Annotated in this window: 15 protein-coding genes and 3 tRNA genes; 7 read left to right on the top strand and 11 right to left on the bottom strand. The window is 69.8% G+C overall.

The genetic code is table 11. The features are described 5' to 3' along the window. Nucleotides 1-12: 12 nt before the first annotated feature. Nucleotides 13-1,080 (top strand): phosphoribosylformylglycinamidine cyclo-ligase, encoded by a 1,068-nt coding sequence (purM, locus tag ACZ561_RS34085; protein ID WP_471002669.1) that lies wholly within the window; start codon nucleotides 13-15, stop codon nucleotides 1,078-1,080. A 141-nt stretch (nucleotides 1,081-1,221) separates the two neighbouring features. On the opposite strand, the gene ACZ561_RS34080 is transcribed toward purM, so the two are convergent. Continuing rightward, on the bottom strand, nucleotides 1,222-1,479 hold the full coding sequence (locus ACZ561_RS34080; protein ID WP_376445136.1) for a DUF3073 domain-containing protein: 258 nt from the start codon (nucleotides 1,477-1,479) through the stop codon (nucleotides 1,222-1,224). A 312-nt stretch (nucleotides 1,480-1,791) separates the two neighbouring features. Beyond that, nucleotides 1,792-2,886: a Leu/Phe/Val dehydrogenase gene (locus ACZ561_RS34075; protein WP_471002666.1), complete on the bottom strand. Its 1,095-nt coding sequence runs from the start codon at nucleotides 2,884-2,886 to the stop codon at nucleotides 1,792-1,794. 158 nt (nucleotides 2,887-3,044) lie between these two features. Here ACZ561_RS34075 and ACZ561_RS34070 point away from each other — a divergent pair, with 158 nt between their 5' ends. Together ACZ561_RS34070 and bldC are read left to right on the top strand one after the other, a co-directional pair. Continuing rightward, nucleotides 3,045-3,911 carry a DUF8083 family protein gene (locus ACZ561_RS34070; protein ID WP_471002663.1) on the top strand — a complete coding sequence of 289 codons (867 nt, stop codon included), beginning with the start codon at nucleotides 3,045-3,047 and terminating at the stop codon, nucleotides 3,909-3,911. A gap of 536 nt (nucleotides 3,912-4,447) precedes the next feature. Continuing rightward, nucleotides 4,448-4,654, top strand: coding sequence for a developmental transcriptional regulator BldC (bldC, locus tag ACZ561_RS34065; RefSeq protein WP_003949541.1), 207 nt, complete (start codon nucleotides 4,448-4,450; stop codon nucleotides 4,652-4,654). A 322-nt stretch (nucleotides 4,655-4,976) separates the two neighbouring features. Here the strand turns inward: bldC and ACZ561_RS34060 are convergent, their stop codons facing one another. The 3 genes from ACZ561_RS34060 to hrpA form a co-directional block, all read right to left on the bottom strand. After that, nucleotides 4,977-5,156 carry a DUF6274 family protein gene (locus ACZ561_RS34060; RefSeq protein WP_376445143.1) on the bottom strand — a complete coding sequence of 60 codons (180 nt, stop codon included), beginning with the start codon at nucleotides 5,154-5,156 and terminating at the stop codon, nucleotides 4,977-4,979. A gap of 125 nt (nucleotides 5,157-5,281) precedes the next feature. After that, nucleotides 5,282-5,355: transfer RNA gene (locus tag ACZ561_RS34055), tRNA-Asp, on the bottom strand. Nucleotides 5,356-5,464: 109 nt separating this feature from the next. Beyond that, nucleotides 5,465-9,415 carry an ATP-dependent RNA helicase HrpA gene (gene hrpA, locus ACZ561_RS34050; RefSeq protein WP_471002659.1) on the bottom strand — a complete coding sequence of 1,317 codons (3,951 nt, stop codon included), beginning with the start codon at nucleotides 9,413-9,415 and terminating at the stop codon, nucleotides 5,465-5,467. A 99-nt stretch (nucleotides 9,416-9,514) separates the two neighbouring features. Between hrpA and ACZ561_RS34045 the strand changes: the two genes are divergently transcribed. The 3 genes from ACZ561_RS34045 to ACZ561_RS34035 are packed head-to-tail and all read left to right on the top strand — an operon-like array spanning nucleotide 9,515 to nucleotide 11,494. After that, nucleotides 9,515-9,871: a hypothetical protein gene (locus ACZ561_RS34045; RefSeq protein ID WP_471002656.1), complete on the top strand. Its 357-nt coding sequence runs from the start codon at nucleotides 9,515-9,517 to the stop codon at nucleotides 9,869-9,871. Nucleotides 9,872-9,929: 58 nt separating this feature from the next. After that, nucleotides 9,930-10,667 carry a DsbA family protein gene (locus tag ACZ561_RS34040; RefSeq protein ID WP_471002653.1) on the top strand — a complete coding sequence of 246 codons (738 nt, stop codon included), beginning with the start codon at nucleotides 9,930-9,932 and terminating at the stop codon, nucleotides 10,665-10,667. Continuing rightward, entirely contained in the window at nucleotides 10,664-11,494 is an 831-nt protein-coding gene (locus ACZ561_RS34035; protein ID WP_471002650.1) for a cytochrome c biogenesis CcdA family protein, read from the top strand. The genes ACZ561_RS34040 and ACZ561_RS34035 overlap by 4 nt, the downstream gene beginning before the upstream one ends. Nucleotides 11,495-11,706: 212 nt before the next feature. Here ACZ561_RS34035 and ACZ561_RS34030 read toward each other — a convergent pair. The 6 genes from ACZ561_RS34030 to ACZ561_RS34005 form a co-directional block, all read right to left on the bottom strand. Then, a tRNA-Phe gene (locus ACZ561_RS34030) sits at nucleotides 11,707-11,780 on the bottom strand. A gap of 22 nt (nucleotides 11,781-11,802) precedes the next feature. Then, nucleotides 11,803-11,876: transfer RNA gene (locus ACZ561_RS34025), tRNA-Asp, on the bottom strand. A 281-nt stretch (nucleotides 11,877-12,157) separates the two neighbouring features. Continuing rightward, nucleotides 12,158-13,363, bottom strand: a complete 1,206-nt coding sequence (locus ACZ561_RS34020; protein ID WP_471002937.1) for an ABC transporter permease — start codon at nucleotides 13,361-13,363, stop codon at nucleotides 12,158-12,160. Between the two features lie 38 nt (nucleotides 13,364-13,401). After that, the gene (locus ACZ561_RS34015; protein ID WP_471002647.1) at nucleotides 13,402-14,085 is read right to left on the bottom strand and encodes an ABC transporter ATP-binding protein; all 684 of its coding nucleotides are present in this window, start codon (nucleotides 14,083-14,085) and stop codon (nucleotides 13,402-13,404) included. After that, on the bottom strand, nucleotides 14,082-15,176 hold the full coding sequence (locus tag ACZ561_RS34010) for a peptidoglycan-binding protein (RefSeq protein ID WP_471002644.1): 1,095 nt from the start codon (nucleotides 15,174-15,176) through the stop codon (nucleotides 14,082-14,084). The genes ACZ561_RS34015 and ACZ561_RS34010 overlap by 4 nt, the downstream gene beginning before the upstream one ends. Before the next feature lie 420 nt (nucleotides 15,177-15,596). Continuing rightward, nucleotides 15,597-16,094 carry a hypothetical protein gene (locus ACZ561_RS34005; RefSeq protein ID WP_471002641.1) on the bottom strand — a complete coding sequence of 166 codons (498 nt, stop codon included), beginning with the start codon at nucleotides 16,092-16,094 and terminating at the stop codon, nucleotides 15,597-15,599. Nucleotides 16,095-16,338: 244 nt separating this feature from the next. Between ACZ561_RS34005 and ACZ561_RS34000 the strand changes: the two genes are divergently transcribed. Then, on the top strand, nucleotides 16,339-16,785 hold the full coding sequence (locus tag ACZ561_RS34000) for a hypothetical protein (protein ID WP_471002638.1): 447 nt from the start codon (nucleotides 16,339-16,341) through the stop codon (nucleotides 16,783-16,785). Nucleotides 16,786-16,846 lie beyond the last annotated feature (61 nt).

Raw genomic sequence — 16,846 nt, 5'->3', positions numbered from 1 at the left:
AAGCTCTCACCTATGTCTGAGACCACCGGTGCCTCCTACGCGTCCGCGGGCGTCGACATCGAGGCGGGTGACCGCGCCGTCGAGCTCATGAAGGAATGGGTGAAGAAGACGCAGCGCCCCGAGGTCCTCGGTGGCCTCGGCGGCTTCGCCGGCCTCTTCGACGCCTCCGCCCTCAAGCGCTTCGAGCGTCCGCTGCTCGCCTCCGCCACCGACGGTGTCGGCACGAAGGTCGACATCGCCCGCCAGATGGGCGTCTACGACACCATCGGCCACGACCTGGTCGCGATGGTCATGGACGACATCGTCGTCTGCGGCGCCGAGCCGCTCTTCATGACCGACTACATCTGTGTCGGCAAGGTCCACCCCGAGCGGGTCGCCGCGATCGTGAAGGGCATCGCCGAGGGCTGTGTCCTGGCCGGCTGCGCGCTGGTCGGCGGCGAGACCGCCGAGCACCCCGGCCTGCTCGGCCCGGACGACTTCGACGTCGCCGGCGCCGGTACGGGCGCGGTGGAGGCGGACCGGCTGCTCGGGCCCGATCGCATCCGTACGGGTGACGCCGTCATCGCGATGGAGTCCTCCGGCCTTCACTCCAACGGGTACTCGCTCGTCCGGCACGTGGTCTTCGACCGCGCCGGCATGACCCTCGACCAGCGTGTCGAGGAGCTCGGCCGGACCCTCGGCGAGGAGCTCCTGGAGCCCACCAAGATCTACTCGCTGGACTGCCTTGCGCTCACCCGGACCACCGAGGTGCACGCCTTCAGCCACATCACCGGTGGTGGCCTCGCCGCCAACCTGGCGCGGGTGATCCCGGACGGGCTGCACGCCACGGTCGACCGTTCGACCTGGACCCCGGGCGCGATCTTCGATCTGGTCGGCAAGGCCGGACAGGTCGAGCGCCTGGAGCTGGAGAAGACCCTGAACATGGGCGTCGGCATGATGGCCGTCGTGCCGGCAGAGTCCGTGGACGTGGCCCTGGCGACCCTGGAGGACCGGGGTGTCGAGGCCTGGGTCGCGGGTGAGATCACCGAGCGCGGCGACCACGCGACCGGCGCCGAGCTGGTCGGCGACTACGCGGTCTGACGCTTCCGATCCGGTGGGCGGGCCACGGCCCCCCACCGGATCCGGCGTCTCCCACAGAGCGGCACGGAGCGTCCCGAGGACGCACAGAAACCCGGTCCGGGTATCCCGGACCGGGTTTCTTGAGCAGCGCTCTTTAAGAGGTCAAGCGCGACGCTGGGACGCGCCGGGACCGGACTCGTCGTCCTCGTCCTCGTCGTCGTCCGAATTGTAGAGATCCGCGTACTGTGCGTACGGGTCGTCTTCCTCGTCGTCGTCCTCGAACGGCTCGCCATTCGGCGGCTGGCTCGAAGTCGAAGCGCCCAGCTCGTTGGCCAGACGCGACAGGTCAGTCCCGCCGCTGCTGTACTTCAGCTGGCGGGCGACCTTGGTCTGCTTGGCCTTTGCCCGGCCGCGCCCCATGGCTCGACCCCCTCGGTGACGGGGCTCGGCGGCCCCAGAGTCTTGACACGCGTTCATGATTCGGAACGGGCTCTCGGCAGAGAGACCGGTCCGTAGGGCTTCAACGGTACCTGCTTCCGTGGCCATACGGTACGCCGCACGCATCACATGACCCGGTACAGAACCATCGAGGTGCCCTGTCCTCGCTGGTCAATCGCGATTTTAACCTCTTCTTGAGGGCCGACCCGCCGACCGGGGTGAGTCATCTCTCGATTGGGGTGAACCTACAAAGTTCACCCCTGGGAGCGCCCCGCGGGCCGGCCCTGTCAAGAATCAGCCGCGGCGAGCCTCGGCCATCCGCTGCTCGGCGATCCGGTCGGCGGCGGCGGCCGGCGGGATGCCGTCCGACTTCGCACGAGCGAAGATCTCGAGCGTGGTGTCGAAGATCTTCGTGGCCTTCGCCTTGCACCGGTCGAAGTCGAAGCCGTGGAGCTCGTCGGCGACCTGGATCACGCCACCGGCGTTGACGACGTAGTCGGGCGCGTAGAGGATCCCGCGGTCCGCGAGGTCCTTCTCGACACCCGGGTGGGCGAGCTGGTTGTTGGCCGCGCCGCAGACGATCTTCGCGGTGAGGACCGGCACGGTCTCGTCGTTCAGGGCGCCGCCGAGCGCGCACGGCGCGTACACGTCCAGGCCCTCGACGCGGATCAGCGCGTCGGTGTCCGCGACGACCGTGACCTGCGGGAACTTGTCGGTGATCCGGCGCACCGACTCCTCGCGGACATCCGTGATGACGACCTCCGCGCCGTCCCTCAGGAGGTGCTCGACCAGGTAGTGGCCGACCTTGCCGACGCCCGCGACGCCGACCTTGCGGTCGCGCAGCGTGGGGTCGCCCCAGAGGGTCTGCGCGGAGGCGCGCATGCCCTGGAAGACGCCGAAGGCGGTGAGGACCGAGGAGTCGCCGGCGCCGCCGTTCTCGGGGGAGCGGCCGGTGGTCCACCGGTTGGTGCGGGCCACGACGTCCATGTCGGCGACGTAGGTGCCGACGTCGCAGGCCGTCACGTAGCGGCCGCCGAGGGAGGCGACCATGCGTCCGTAGGCGAGCAGCAGCTCCTCGGACTTGATCCTCTCGGGGTCGCCGATGATCACGGCCTTGCCGCCGCCGTGGTCGAGGCCGGCCATGGCGTTCTTGTACGACATGCCCCGGGAGAGGTTCAGTGCGTCGGCGACTGCCTCGGCCTCGGAGGCGTACGGGTAGAACCGGGTGCCGCCGAGGGCGGGGCCCAGGGCGGTGGAGTGGAGGGCGATGACGGCCTTGAGGCCGGAGGCGCGGTCCTGGCAGAGCACGACTTGCTCGTGGCCACCCTGCTCCGAATGGAACAGGGTGTGCAGTACGTCAGCAGCAGGAACGCCGGTCACATCGGTCACGGTGGTGACTCCCAAGTACGAAGCGGCGGTTACGCCGGTCCCCCCTGCGGGTGGTGGCGGGACCGGTTCGGCAAGAGAGTAAGTCCTACGCGCGCGTAGATCCGCCGCAGTGCTCAGGATCACCCCCTCCCGGAGTACCTCCGTGGAAGGATCGCGACATGTCGGTCGCCTCTTCGGTCCTCGTCCCGTACGCCTCCTATCTGCGGGTCTACGAGCCGCTGGCGGCCTTCCCGGAGCCGGAGCGGGGACATTGGACCCGGTACGCGAGCCGGGCGGACACCCCGACGGCTCAGGACGAACTGCGTCGCTCGCTGGCGGACTTGGTGCCGACGCCTCCCGTCCCGGTCCCGGTCCACGAGAGCGGTGACGCCTTCGTCGCGTGCGTCGACGGAGTGGTCGTGGTCTGTCCGTGGCGGACCCGGCTGCGGGGCTGGCTGGCCCTGGAGGAGCTGGGGCAGGCGCGGGAGGCGGATCCGGGGCGTTCCCTGCCGGGGGTGGTGCTCGACGCGATGCTGCCGCCGGTGGTGCGCACGCAGGTGACGGCGGACCACGAGCGCTGGCGGGAGCGGAACCCGGACGCGCGTCCGTGGATCCGTACGGCGGTGTGGCAGGTGCCGGTGCGCTGGTTCACGCTCTTCGCGGACGAGGAGCGGGAGTACGTCCCCGGGAGTGAGGGAGCGCCGACGGTGTTCCGCTACCGGACGCCGATGGTGCAGGCGCGCCGCCGGCTGGCGCGGGCGCTCCGGGCGCTGAGGGAGTCGATCGACGAGGGGCCGCTGACAGAGGGTCTGGTCGAGGTGGGCCGGTGGCTGGAGGAGTTCCATCCCCGGGCGCTGGTGGAGCTGGACTACGGCGGTCTGGTGCACGCGGTGTCGGCGGAGTGGCTCGCGGAGGACCGCTCGGCGGCGGATGTGGCCGAGGGGATCGCGGCGCTGCGGGACGGCGACGGGGAGGGTGCGAGCGAGGCGTACGGGCGGCTCGCGGAGCGCTGGCGGGAGATCCGGAACCTGCAGTTCGCCAATTGATCATCGACAGAACACGTCCGGCTGATGTAAATGATCATCTAGCGCCGCGGGTCCTCGGCAGGTCCTTGGGGGGACCTTGGTGAGTCCGTGGCGGGACGTAGGTCCCGATCCGGGCCTTTGGCTCAAGCGTGACGGACAGCACTTACTGCGCCCTTGCGTCCATCACCCTCCCTCGTGCCAAAATAGGACAAGGAGTCCGGGGAGGGTTCCTTCCGTCCAAGTATGGGCGGAACGCTCAGCATTGCACTCTATGGGGGGTCTGAGGACTCCTGATCGCTCTGTGACTGATCGTCACAGCGGCGTGACTGTCCGTTATGGCATGGTCCATCGACTTCCGCCGCTGATGAACACCTGCGAGGGCAATTCCATCGGTTTGGCCGACGTGGCTGGACGGATGGTGTAGTTGTAGTGCCGAGGACAAGCCGTTCGTCCTATAACCGACTCGGCCCGCTTCTGCCATTTCGGGCAACGCGGGTCAAGGTGCAGAATTTAGAGGAAAGAACCGAGAAGGTTCGGTTCTCCCGAGGAGGCCGCTCATGACCGCTCGCACCCCTGATGCCGAGCCGCTGCTGACCCCCGCCGAGGTTGCCACGATGTTCCGCGTGGACCCGAAGACGGTGACCCGTTGGGCGAAGGCAGGAAAGCTCACGTCCATCCGCACGCTGGGTGGACACCGCCGGTACCGCGAGGCTGAGGTCCGCGCACTGCTGGCGGGTATTCCGCAGCAGCGCAGCGAGGCCTGAGGTACGCGCAACACCCCGCTCGACCGGGCATTTCCGGGTCCCCCAACCTGGATCGCCCACCCCAAGCACTGCCGACGGGCACCTGCCCCAACAGGTTCTTCGTCATAGATCGCGCTGGACTCCGCCGGGTCCAGCGCGATCTTTTTTGTGCCCCGTCAGGCCCCTCGAAGTCTGGTGCAATTGCACATATTAAATGGGGCCCGTGTAGGGAGGGTGTAAGTGAACCGGTTTCTGAAACTCGTTCGGTGACTCCCGTCACACTGGCGAAGTCTTGCCAAGGAGCAGCCTCCCACTCCCGGGACAGGCGCCAACCCGCCGTTGGTCATGGGTCGGTGGGACTTTCGTCCTCGGCGCGCTCCAGCTCGATGGCGAGCGTCAGGAGGCGATGGCAGACCGAACACTGCCGGGTGACGTGCCCGTAGCGGGACGCGGCCGCCAGATGGGCGCGCAGCAGTGCGCGTATCTCATGTCTCGACTCACGTGCTGCGGATGCCGCGGCCATGCGCGACCACCTCCTGTGGGCCCCCGATTCCCTGTGTCTGGGGTACCGGCGGCCGGCGGGCGACGTCAATACATGGGAAGGCAACGAAGAAGGCCCGCACCGATCGGTGCGGGCCTTCCTGGAAGCGATCCTGACGGGACTTGAACCCGCGACCTCCACCTTGACAGGGTGGCGAGCTAACCAACTGCTCCACAGGACCTTGCTCGCAGCCCTGCGTGGGGCTGCGAGGAAGACTGTACAGCAGGTCAGAGGGTGAGGTCGAACCGGCGCAAGGCGACACTCCCGGCCGGGCAACGAACGCGTCGCATCTAGGGCGCGAGGGCGTCGATCGCCTTCACGATCCGCTTGTCCGAGACCGGGTACGCCGTGCCCAGCGCGTGCGCGAAATAGCTGACCCGGAGCTCCTCGATCATCCACCGGACGTCGGTGACGTCCTTAGGCACCGGTCGCCCCTGCGGGAGCTGTTCGAGCAGCCAGGCGTACTCGTCCTGCATCTCGTGGACCTTCTCCATGCGGGTGGTGTCCCGCTGGACGCCCGTCGGCATCTGCTGCAGCCGCCGGTCCACCGCCACCAGATAGCGCATCAGGTCCGGCAGCCGCCCCAGTCCGGTCTTCGTGACGAAGCCCGCCGGCATCAGCCACGCCAGCTGCTCGCGCACGTCCGCCAGATTGTTGATGAGGGCCAGGCTGTTCGTGGCCTTCAGGCGCCGCTCACAGGCCTGCCAGGCCGCCAGGATCTGCTGGACCTGGCTCACCGTTCGGACGGTCGTGTCGACGAGGTCCGCACGGACCTTGTCGTACAGCTTCCGGAACGACTCCTCGTCCCAGACCGGACCGCCGTGGTCGGCGATCAGCTTGTCCGCCGCCGCGGTCGCGCAGTCGTCGAAGAGCGCCTGGATCGAGCCGTGCGGGTTACGGGACAGGGCCAGCTTCTGCTGGTTGGTCAGCTTGTCCGAGGCGAACTTCGCCGGGTTCACCGGGATGTTCAGCAGGATCAGCTTCCGGGTGCCCCGCCACATCGCCTGCGCCTGCTCGGCCTCCGTGTCGAAGAGCCGTACGGAGACGGTGTCGCCGGCGTCGACGAGCGCAGGGAACGCCTTGACCGGCTGCCCGGCGCGCCGGGTCTCGAAGACCTTCGTCAGCGGGCCGATCGTCCACTCCGTGAGGCCCGTGCGCTCCAGGGACTGGCCGGACCCGTCCGGGCCCGCCGTGGCCGCCGCGGCGGCCTTGGAGAGGGCCTGGCGGGCCTTGGGGCGCAGCTTCAGCTTCAGCGCCTCCAGGTCCTTGTCCTCGGCGAGCTTGCGGCGCCGCTCGTCGACGATCCGGAAGGTGATCTTCAGATGGTCGGGGATCCGGGACAGGTCGAAGTCGTCCGGCGAGACCGGGACCCCGCCCATGCGGTGCAGCTCGCGGGCGAGCGTCACCGGCAGCGGCTCCTGGCGGGGGACGGCCGAGTCCAGGAAGCGGGTCGCGAAGTTCGGCGCCGGCACGTAGTTGCGGCGGATCGGCTTCGGGAGCGAACGGATCAGCTCCGTCACGACCTCTTCCCGCAGGCCCGGGATCTGCCAGTCGAAGCCCTCGTCCGTGACCTGGTTGAGGACCTGGAGCGGGACGTGGACGGTCACGCCGTCGGCGTCCGCGCCCGGCTCGAACTGGTACGTCACCCGGAACTTCAGCGGCCCCTGCCGCCAGGAGTCCGGGTAGTCGTCCTTCGTGACCCCGGCGGCCTTCTCGTTGATGAGCATCTCGCGCTCGAAGTCGAGGAACTCCGGTTCCTCACGGCGCTTGTGCTTCCACCAGGAGTCGAAGTGCGCGCCCGACACGACGTGTTCGGGCACCCGCTTGTCGTAGAAGTCGAAGAGCGTCTCGTCGTCGACGAGGATGTCCCGGCGGCGGGCGCGGTGCTCCAGCTCCTCGACCTCGGTGAGGAGCTTGCGGTTGTCGGCGAAGAACTTGTGGTGCGTACGCCAGTCGCCCTCGACCAGCGCGTTGCGGATGAAGAGGTCGCGGGAGGCCTCGGGGTCGATCCGCCCGTAGTTCACCTTGCGGTCGGTGACGATCGGAACGCCGTAGAGCGTGACCTTCTCGATCGCCATCACGGCCGCCTGGTCCTTCTCCCAGTGCGGCTCGCTGTACGTCTTCTTGATCAGGTGCTGGGCGAGCGGCTCGATCCACTCCGGCTCGATCTTCGCGTTGACCCGGGCCCACAGGCGCGAGGTCTCCACCAGCTCGGCGGACATGACGAAGCGCGGGGGCTTCTTGAAGAGCGCCGAGCCCGGGAAGACCGCGAACTTGGCGCTGCGGGCGCCCAGGTACTCGTTCTTCGCGCCTTCCTTCACGTCCTTCATGCCGATGTGGCTCAGGAGGCCGGCGAGCAGGGACGTGTGGACGGACTGTTCGGGCGCGGCAGCGTCCGCCGAGGGCTCCTCGAGGTGGAGCCCCATCTGCTTGGCGACCGTACGCAGCTGCGCGTAGATGTCCTGCCACTCGCGGATGCGCAGGAAGTTCAGGTACTCCGACTTGCACATTCGGCGGAAGGAGCTGGACCCGCGCTCCTTCTGCTGCTCGCGGATGTAGCGCCAGAGGTTGAGGAAGGCGAGGAAGTCGCTGGTCTCGTCCTTGAAGCGGGCGTGCTGCTGGTCGGCCTGGGCCTGCTTCTCGGCGGGGCGCTCGCGCGGGTCCTGGATGGAGAGCGCGGCCGCGATCACCATGACTTCCCGTACACAGCCGTTCTTGTCGGCCTCCAGGACCATCCGGGCCAGGCGGGGGTCGACAGGGAGCTGGGAGAGCTTGCGGCCCTGCTCGGTCAGCCGCTTCTTCGGATCCTTCTCCGCGGGGTTCAGGGCCCCGAGCTCCTGGAGGAGCTGTACGCCGTCGCGGATGTTGCGGTGGTCCGGCGGGTCGATGAAGGGGAACTTCTCGATCTCGCCGAGGCCGGCGGCGGTCATCTGGAGGATGACGGAGGCCAGGTTCGTCCGGAGGATCTCGGCGTCCGTGAACTCCGGGCGGGCGAGGAAGTCGTCCTCGGAGTAGAGCCGGATGCAGATGCCGTCGGACGTACGGCCGCAGCGGCCCTTGCGCTGGTTGGCGCTGGCCTGGCTGACCGGCTCGATCGGCAGCCGCTGGACCTTGGTCCGGTGGGAGTAGCGGGAGATACGGGCGGTGCCCGGATCGATCACGTACTTGATGCCGGGGACGGTCAGGGAGGTCTCGGCCACGTTGGTGGCGAGGACGATCCGGCGGCCGGTGTGCGCCTGGAAGACGCGGTGCTGCTCGGCGTGGGAGAGGCGCGCGTAGAGAGGGAGGACCTCGGTGTTGCGGAGCTGCTTCTTCAGCAGTGCGTCCGCGGTGTCGCGGATCTCCCGCTCGCCTGAGAGGAAGACGAGGATGTCGCCCGGGCCCTCGGACTGGAGCTCGTCGACGGCGTCGCAGATCGCGGTGATCTGGTCGCGGTCCGACTCCTCGGAGTCCTCCTCCAGGAGCGGCCGGTAGCGGACCTCGACGGGGTACGTCCGTCCGCTGACCTCGACGATCGGCGCCTCGCCGAAATGGCGGGAGAAGCGCTCGGGGTCGATGGTCGCGGAGGTGATGACGACCTTGAGGTCGGGGCGCTTCGGCAGCAGCTGGGCCAGATAGCCCAGCAGGAAGTCGATGTTGAGGGACCGCTCGTGGGCCTCGTCGATGATGATCGTGTCGTAGGCGCGCAGCTCGCGGTCCGTCTGGATCTCGGCGAGCAGGATGCCGTCGGTCATCAGCTTCACGAAGGTCGCGTCGGGGTTCACCTGATCGGTGAAGCGGACCTTCCAGCCGACCGCCTCGCCCAGCGGGGTCCGCAGCTCCTCCGCGACCCGCTCGGCGACCGTGCGGGCGGCGATCCGGCGCGGCTGCGTGTGGCCGATCATGCCGCGGACGCCCCGGCCGAGCTCCAGACAGATCTTGGGGATCTGCGTCGTCTTTCCGGAGCCCGTCTCACCGGCGACGATCACGACCTGGTGGTCACGTATCGCCTCCAGGATCGCGTCCTTCTTCTGCGAGACCGGCAGCTGCTCGGGGTACGTGACCGCGGGCACGCGGGAGGCCCGCCCGTCGACGCGCTCCTTGGCCTTGCCGGCCTCGGCGGCGATCTCGTCCAGGACGGCCTCACGGGCCTCGGGCTTGCGGATGCGGCGGGCGCCCTCGAGGCGGCGGCCGAGCCGGTGGGCGTCCCGCAGCGAGACCTCGGCCAGGACGGACTGGAGGGCGGCGAAGGAAGTAGACATACGGAATCCAGGATCGCACCCCGGGCCGAGAACGGGCGAACCGATTTCCCCGGTGCCCGGCCCGTAATATTTCGGGCACGTCGAGCTGAGAGGTGGCCCGTGACCAGCACTGCCCGCACCGTCCGCGCGCTCGCGGCGCTCGCCGCGCTGGTGGGAGTGGTGCTCGGGGTCCTGGCCTGCGGTACGACCACGGCGGTGGCGAGCACCGCGGTGGTCGTGGAAGCGGGGAGCGCGTCGCCGGGCTGCGGTCAGGGTCACACCGCCGACGGTGCCTCCCGGCCGGCCACACCACCGCGCCCGAACGGCTTCGGCGAGCTGCTGCCCGCCCTGGCGGCGGAGCGGACGGCCGGCGGGGTCTGGGGCGCGGAACCGGCTCCACGCGACCCGCTGCCGGGTCCCGAGCCGCCGGAGCTCGTACCGCCGTCACCCGTGGAACTGTCGATCCTGCGCGTGTAGAGGGCGACCGCCGCCGTCGTCCGTCCTCTTCTCCCGTCATGTTCAGGAGCCTTTCCGCATGTCCAAGTCCAAGCCGATCGTGATCGTCTCCGGGGTGGCCCTCGCCGCCGCGCTCGCCGGAGTCGCCTCGTACACCGCGACCAAGCCCGCGTCCGGGGGCACCGCGGGATCGTCGGCGGTCGCCGAGGTCTCCGCCGACCCGGCCGCCGGTGTCTACCCCGAGCTGGAGGCGTACGCCCGCCGCGACGCCTCCGACAAGCTGGCCATGGGGCGGGCCGACGCGCCCGTCGTCCTGATCGAGTACGCCGACTTCAAGTGCGGCTACTGCGGGAAGTTCGCCCGCGACACCGAGCCCGAGCTGATGAAGAAGTACGTCGACAACGGCACCCTGCGCATCGAGTGGCGGAACTTCCCGATCTTCGGCGAGGAGTCGGAGGCGGCTGCCCGGGCGTCGTGGGCGGCGGGGCAGCAGGGCCGGTTCTGGGAGTTCCACAAGGCGGCGTACGCCGAGGACGCGAAGGAGAAGGGCTTCGGCAAGGAGCGGCTGACCGCGCTCGCCAAGGAGGCCGGGGTCCCCGACCTCGCCCGCTTCACCAAGGACATGGACGGCGCGGCGGCGAAGACGGCGGTGAGCAAGGACCAGGAGCAGGGGTACTCGCTGGGCGCGACCTCGACCCCGTCGTTCCTGGTCAACGGGCGGCCGATCGCCGGGGCACAGCCGATCGAGACCTTCACGGAGGCCATCGAAGCGGCCGCGAAGGCCGCGAAGGCCAAGCGCGGGGCGGCGGGGGAGTGACCTCCGACATCGGCTATCCGGCGGCTTTCCTCGGCGGCCTGCTCGCCCTGCTCAGCCCGTGCAGCGCCCTGCTGCTCCCGGCCTTCTTCGCGTACTCGATCGACTCGACGAGCCGGCTGCTGGCCCGTACCGGGATCTTCTACGCCGGTCTGGCCACCACCCTCGTTCCGCTCGGCGCGGCCGGTTCGTACGCCGGACGGCTCTTCTACGGGCACCGGGATCTGCTCGTGGCGCTCGGCGGCTGGACGATCATCGTGCTCGGCGTGCTCCAGATCCTTGGGATGGGCTTCGCCTCCCGCCGGATGGCCGAGGTCAGCGGCAGGATCCGCCCCACGACGGCGGTCTCCGTCTACGCCCTCGGTCTGGTCTACGGCCTCGCCGGCTTCTGTGCGGGCCCGATCCTCGGCAGCGTCCTGACGGTGGCGGCGCTGAGCGGAAGCCCGGCGTACGGCGGGCTGCTCCTGGCGGTGTACGCGCTGGGGATGGCGGCGCCGCTCTTCCTGCTCGCGCTGCTCTGGGAGCGGTACGAGCTGGGCCGGCGCCGCTGGCTGCGCGGGCGGACGATCCGCGCCGGCCGCTTCGAGCTGCACACGACCTCGCTGCTGTCGGGGCTCTTCTTCGTCGTGCTCGGCACGCTCTTCCTGGTCTTCGACGGCACGACCGCGCTGCCGGGGCTGCTGTCGGTGGACGACTCGTTCGCCCTGGAGGAGCGGGTGGGGTCGCTGAGCCGGTCGGTGCCGGACTGGGCCCTGCTGGTGGCGGTCGTCGCGGTGGTGGCGGTGGTGCTCGCGGTCCGGGCGTGGCGGGGGCGCCGGCCCGCGGCCTGAGGAGTGGGGCGCCCGGTTCCCCCGGCCGGGTGCCCTGCCCGTCACTCCGGGGTCCCGGGTGCGCCGCCGACCTCCCCGGGGTCCCGGGTGCGCCGCCGACCTCCCCGGGGTCCCGGGTGCGCCGCCGAGCTCTCCGGGGTCCCGGGTGGCCGCCGTCTCCGCCGCGCGCATACGAAGAAGGCCCCGTTCTTTCGAACGGGGCCTTCTCTTTGTGGCTGGGGCCGGGGTCGAACCGGCGACCTATCGCTTTTCAGGCGATCGCTCGTACCAACTGAGCTACCCAGCCACGAGACTGTTTCCAGCCTCAGCGATCCTGACGGGACTTGAACCCGCGACCTCCACCTTGACAGGGTGGCGAGCTAACCAACTGCTCCACAGGACCATGCGATGCGCGAGCACCAGTCTCGCACAGGATGTTGCGTGCCCCCAACGGGAATCGACCAGCTGACCGGGCCGGCAGCGGGCACCCGCTCCGAGACCCGGGTCCCGTCCTGGTGCGCTTGCCGAAAGAACAACGGGTAGCCGCAGACCTGGTCCGTTGCCCTGGGGCCGGCCATGGGCCGGTGTGACCCAGGAGCGCCGGAAAAGGAAGCCGCGCCCCTGAAGGGGAGAACCTTCAGGGGCGCGGTCGGCATTCCGGGCAGGCTCCGCAGGCCTCACCGGTCAGCGTCGAAGGGCCTCCACCGGCTGGATGCGCGAGGCCCGCCAGGCCGGATAGAGGCCGGCCAGCACCCCGGTGATCAGCCCGATCAGCGGGGCGGCGGCGACGGTTGCGGGGTGCACGACCGGCGTCCAGTCCCGGGCCAGAGCGACGGCGACCACCGTCACGGTGCCCAGGCTGGTGCCCACCAGGCCGCCAAGGGTGCCGAGGGCTCCGGACTCGGCCAGGAACTGGGCGGTGATGTGCCGGGCGCGGGCGCCCAAGGCGCGGCGCAGCCCGATCTCGCCGGTCCGCTCCAGCACCGCGACCAGGGTGGTGTTGGCGATGCCGACGGCGCCGATGATGAGGCAGATCCCGGCGAGCAGCAAAAAGAGCTGACTCAGGTCGGAGCCCACGGTCGAGCGCAGGGTCTTGGGGTCCGGAGGCGGGATGGCCTTGAAGTACTCGGGGTGGTCGGGGCGCAGCGCGGTGGCCGCTTCGGTGGCGACCTGCTGGGCGGCGCCCAGTTCGGTGGCGATCAGCATGCCGGACTCGGTGGGGCCGGGGGCGCCCCAGATCTGCTCGGCGGTGGTGCGCGGGACGACGACGGAAAGCAGCAGGTCGGCCTTGCGTTCCACATCGTCGACGATACCGACGACGGTGAACGACTCTTCGCCGATGAACAGCGCGGGATGGGTCTCCAGGGTGGTGATGCCCAGCCGGCTCGCGGTTCCTGCGCCGATCACGGCGACCCGGCCGGCCTGGGCCATCCGCTCGTCGTACAGCCGCCCCTCGGCCAGGGTCGGCACGGCGGCCTTCAGGACGCCGGGCGAGGCTGCGACAACATCGATCCGCTCGCCTCCGGCATTGTCGCCGACGGGCGCGGAGCGGATGGTGCCCATCCGGTTGTCTCGTACGGTCCAGTAGACCCCCGCGGCCTTGACCCCGTTCACCCTGCGCATCCGGGCGTCGGCGTCCGCGGGGAAGGCGGGCCCGGTGAGCTGGTCGGGGTCGTCCACCGTCTCCTCGATCGTCACCTCGGTGGCGGTCAGCGCATTGAACCGGGCGTCGATCTGGGACGAGGTGGTCGCGGTCAGACCGAGGATCGCCACGAATGTGCCGACGCCGAGCACCGTGCCGAGCGCGGTCAGCGCGGAGCGGGCGGGCCGCTGCAGAATTCCGGCCGTGGCCTCGGCGAGCAGGTCGCGGGGGGCGAAGACGGAGGGCATGACGCCGGCGGCGGCGTGTCCACGCCGGATGCGCAGCTTCACGCGGCTACCTGCTGCTCACGAAGGACACCGTCGCGGATGACTACGGTGCGGGCACCACGGGCGGCCACCTCCAGATCGTGCGTGATCAGCAAGATGGTCATCCCGTCGGCGTGCAGTTCGTCCAGCAGCCCCAGGACCGCCCCGGCGTTGGCGGTGTCGAGGTTGCCGGTGGGCTCGTCGCACAGCAGCAGAGAGGGGCCGGCGGCCAGCGCCCGGGCGATGGCAACGCGTTGGCGCTCACCGCCCGAGAGCCGGGTGGGCAGCGAGTCGATGCGGTGGCCGAGGCCCACGCGGACCAGGGCGTCGCGGGCGCGCGGGGCCCGCTCAGCGTGGGGGACGCCGTTGTAGACCATGGCCAGGGTGACGTTCTCCAACGCCGAGCGGTGCGGCAGCAGATGAAAGGACTGGAAGACGAAGCCGATGCGACGACCGCGCAGCGCGGTTCGATCGGCGTCACACAGCGCGCCGGTGTCGTAGCCGTCGAGGAGGTACGTGCCATGGGTGGGGGCGTCCAGCAGCCCGGCTATGTTGAGGAAGGTGGACTTGCCCGAGCCCGAAGGCCCGACGACGGTGACGAAGTCCCCCGGCTCGACGAGCAGGTCACACGGCTTGAGGGCAGGTACGGGCGGCGGCCCCGGATAGGTGAGACCGACCCGGCGGAACTCGATGACCGGCGTCACTGCCCCACCGACCCCTTCTTCACACCCGTGATGACCTGCTCGCCCTCGTTCAACCGGGCGGCCCCCACCGGCTCCACGGCGACGAAGCCGTCGCCCGCGGTGCCCGTGCGCACCTCCACTCGACGCTGCTCGCCGTCCGGCTGGAGCACCGTGACCGTGGTCCGGGCGTCGGCGCCCGCGGTCAGCGCGGTGATGGGCACGACCAGCGCCTTGCCGTCGGTACGGGCCGCCTCGATGGTCAGCCGCACATCCTGCCCGGCCAACTGGGCATCCAGCGCCTTGTCCGGATCGACCCGCAGGAGATAGCCGATCTGCCCCGGCGCCGTCGGCACCTCACGGCCCTGCTCGCCCTCGCCGCCGTCACCCCCGCTGCCGCTGTCCGGCGCTGTCAGCGAATCGGCCAGCGAACCCACCTTCGCCTGCGCCTCGATGCCGGTGAGCTCCGAGTAGATCTGCACCCGCTGCCCCTTGCGCACCAGGCCCTTCTGATGCTCCTGCAGATAGGCCTGTACCGCGAGCTTCCCGCCGGACACCGTCAGCATCGTCCCGTCCACGGGCGCACCCACTCGCCCCGGCACCGCGTCCACCCGGGCGGGAAAGCCCTGCAGGAAGACCACTTCGCCGGCCGGCAGCCGGGGACCCGAGGCGGCCTGCGTGGCAGCCAGATCACCCCGCGCCTCCGCCAGATCGGCCCGCGCGTACTTCACCGCACGCGCCGACCCCTCGCCCTCGGCGTCCCCGGCCTCCTCCACCGCACGCTCAGCCGCAGTCACCGCGTCCTCGGCCGCCTTCAGCCCTTCCCCGTCGTCGTCCACGGCCGGCAGCGGGTCGTAACCTATCGCGGCGTAGAAGGCGTTGAGGGCGGCCTTGGTCCCCGCTCCGAAGGTCCCGGCGGGATCGCCGCCCGTGCCGTGCCCCAGGCCCTTCAGCGCCTCCTGCAGCTGCCTCACGTCGTCGCCCTCGGCGCCGGGCTTGAGATCGCGGTAGACGGGTATCCGCCCGGGCAGGGCGAACACCGGCCGCCCGGAGACCTCGAGCAACACCTGCCCGGCCTTCAGCCGATCGCCCTGCTTGACCGGCAACTTGGTCACGACGGGTGCGGCACCGTCCTCCCCGCCGGCCACCTGCGGCGCCACATCCACACTCTGTCCGGCAACGACCTGCCCGCGCACGATCACCGACGACGTCAACACCCGATGCTCCACCGGTGACGTCAACACCGACCGCTCTGGCGGCCCCGCCTCCGCCGCTGCCTGCGAAGGCGATTTGATCAGCGTGGACGCCACCACTCCGGCCCCCGCAAGCAGCACCGCCCCACCCGCGACAGCGGCGATCCAACGGCGCCTACGCGCGAGCCCGCCGGCGGGACCTCCGCCTGCGGCGGCACTGTCTCCGACCTCCTGGGGCGTCGTCACAACGGGCTCGTCCCCGGTATCCGTTCGTGCGGTCACTTCATCACGTTTCCTCATCGCACCCTGCAGGCATGCTTCACCGTGCCCCACCGGGGTCGGTCAGCCGCCGACGGTGATCCCCTGGTCGCCGTTCTTGCCGGCGCCGCACTTCTTCAAGGCCGCGACGAGGGCGTCGTTACCGTCCATCTCGGCCCTGTCGTAATTCGTCTTGTCGAAGCCCTCGGCCTTCATGCATGCGACGAAGGCCGGGTCTGCCTTCGCTGCCCCACCTTCGTCCTCGGGGGTGTCCCGCGCAGGCAGGAGATCCGCACACTCCCGCTCGGCCTTGGTCAGCGCAGCCTTGTCCCCGCCGTCCTTGGCCACACGGAGTTCGCCTTCGGAGGTGGTCTCGATCTTGACCCCCTTCTCCTCCAGGCATCCGTAGTAGGCACGCTCCTGGTCACTCGCCGCCGAGGGCTTCCCACTCGCCGCGGACCTCTTGCCGGATTCACTCCCGCTGCCCGCGCTGTCCTCCTCGGCACCGCCGCATCCGACCAGGACAGCGGCTGCCAGCAGTGCTACGCACAGTGATTGCGTGAAGCGAGTGGGGGAGGGCATGAGTAGCTCCGCTTTGCTGAGGGGAGGGGGCGGCGTGGCTGCTCCGCGGCACGTCACGCCCGGCCGTCCTCTTTCGGGATCGTCCGCCGCGGAAGGGGTCCGGCCGCGACCGACCCCACCACGTGGTGAGAGACGCCGTCTACTGGCCCAAGGGACAGTAGACGTAGATCAATTGACGATCTGTAATCACACGGACGTCGCACAGTTGTGCGTAACAACGCCTCTGCAGCAAGGAGTTCTGCCCATGACCAACCTCGCCCGCCGCGCGGCCGCCGTCACGCTGACCCTCTCCGCCCTCGGCGGCTTCGGTCTGGCTACCGCCGGCGCAGCGTCCGCCGTTGTGGCCCCGTACGACGGCTACCTGGACTCGACTGAGATGGGTTTCTACTACAACTCGGACCAGGGCGGCTGCGTCTTCGACCTGTACGACAAGGACCAGAACTTCAACAACGACTACTTCAAGGCCTACCCGACCTCTGCCTCGTGCAACGGCAAGGGGCAGGTCGTCGGCAACAACACCGCCTCCTACAAGAACCGCACGGGCCAGTCCTGGTACGTCCACACCGGCCCCAACAGCGGCGGTACGTACCACGGCGAGATTCCCGCCTACTACGTCGGCAACGCGAGCGCCAACTTCAAGAACAACATCGAGTCGACCTGCTACATCGTCGAGTACTGCGCCCCCTACTAGATCGCACCGGGCAGCACCCGCCCGAGCTCTCACCGCCCGCTGTCCCGCTTGCCGTTATCAA

Source organism: Streptomyces sp. NPDC039609, from assembly GCF_055596705.1.
The sequence above is the reverse complement of the archived record's forward strand: the minus strand, read 5'-3'. Positions and strand labels throughout refer to the sequence as shown.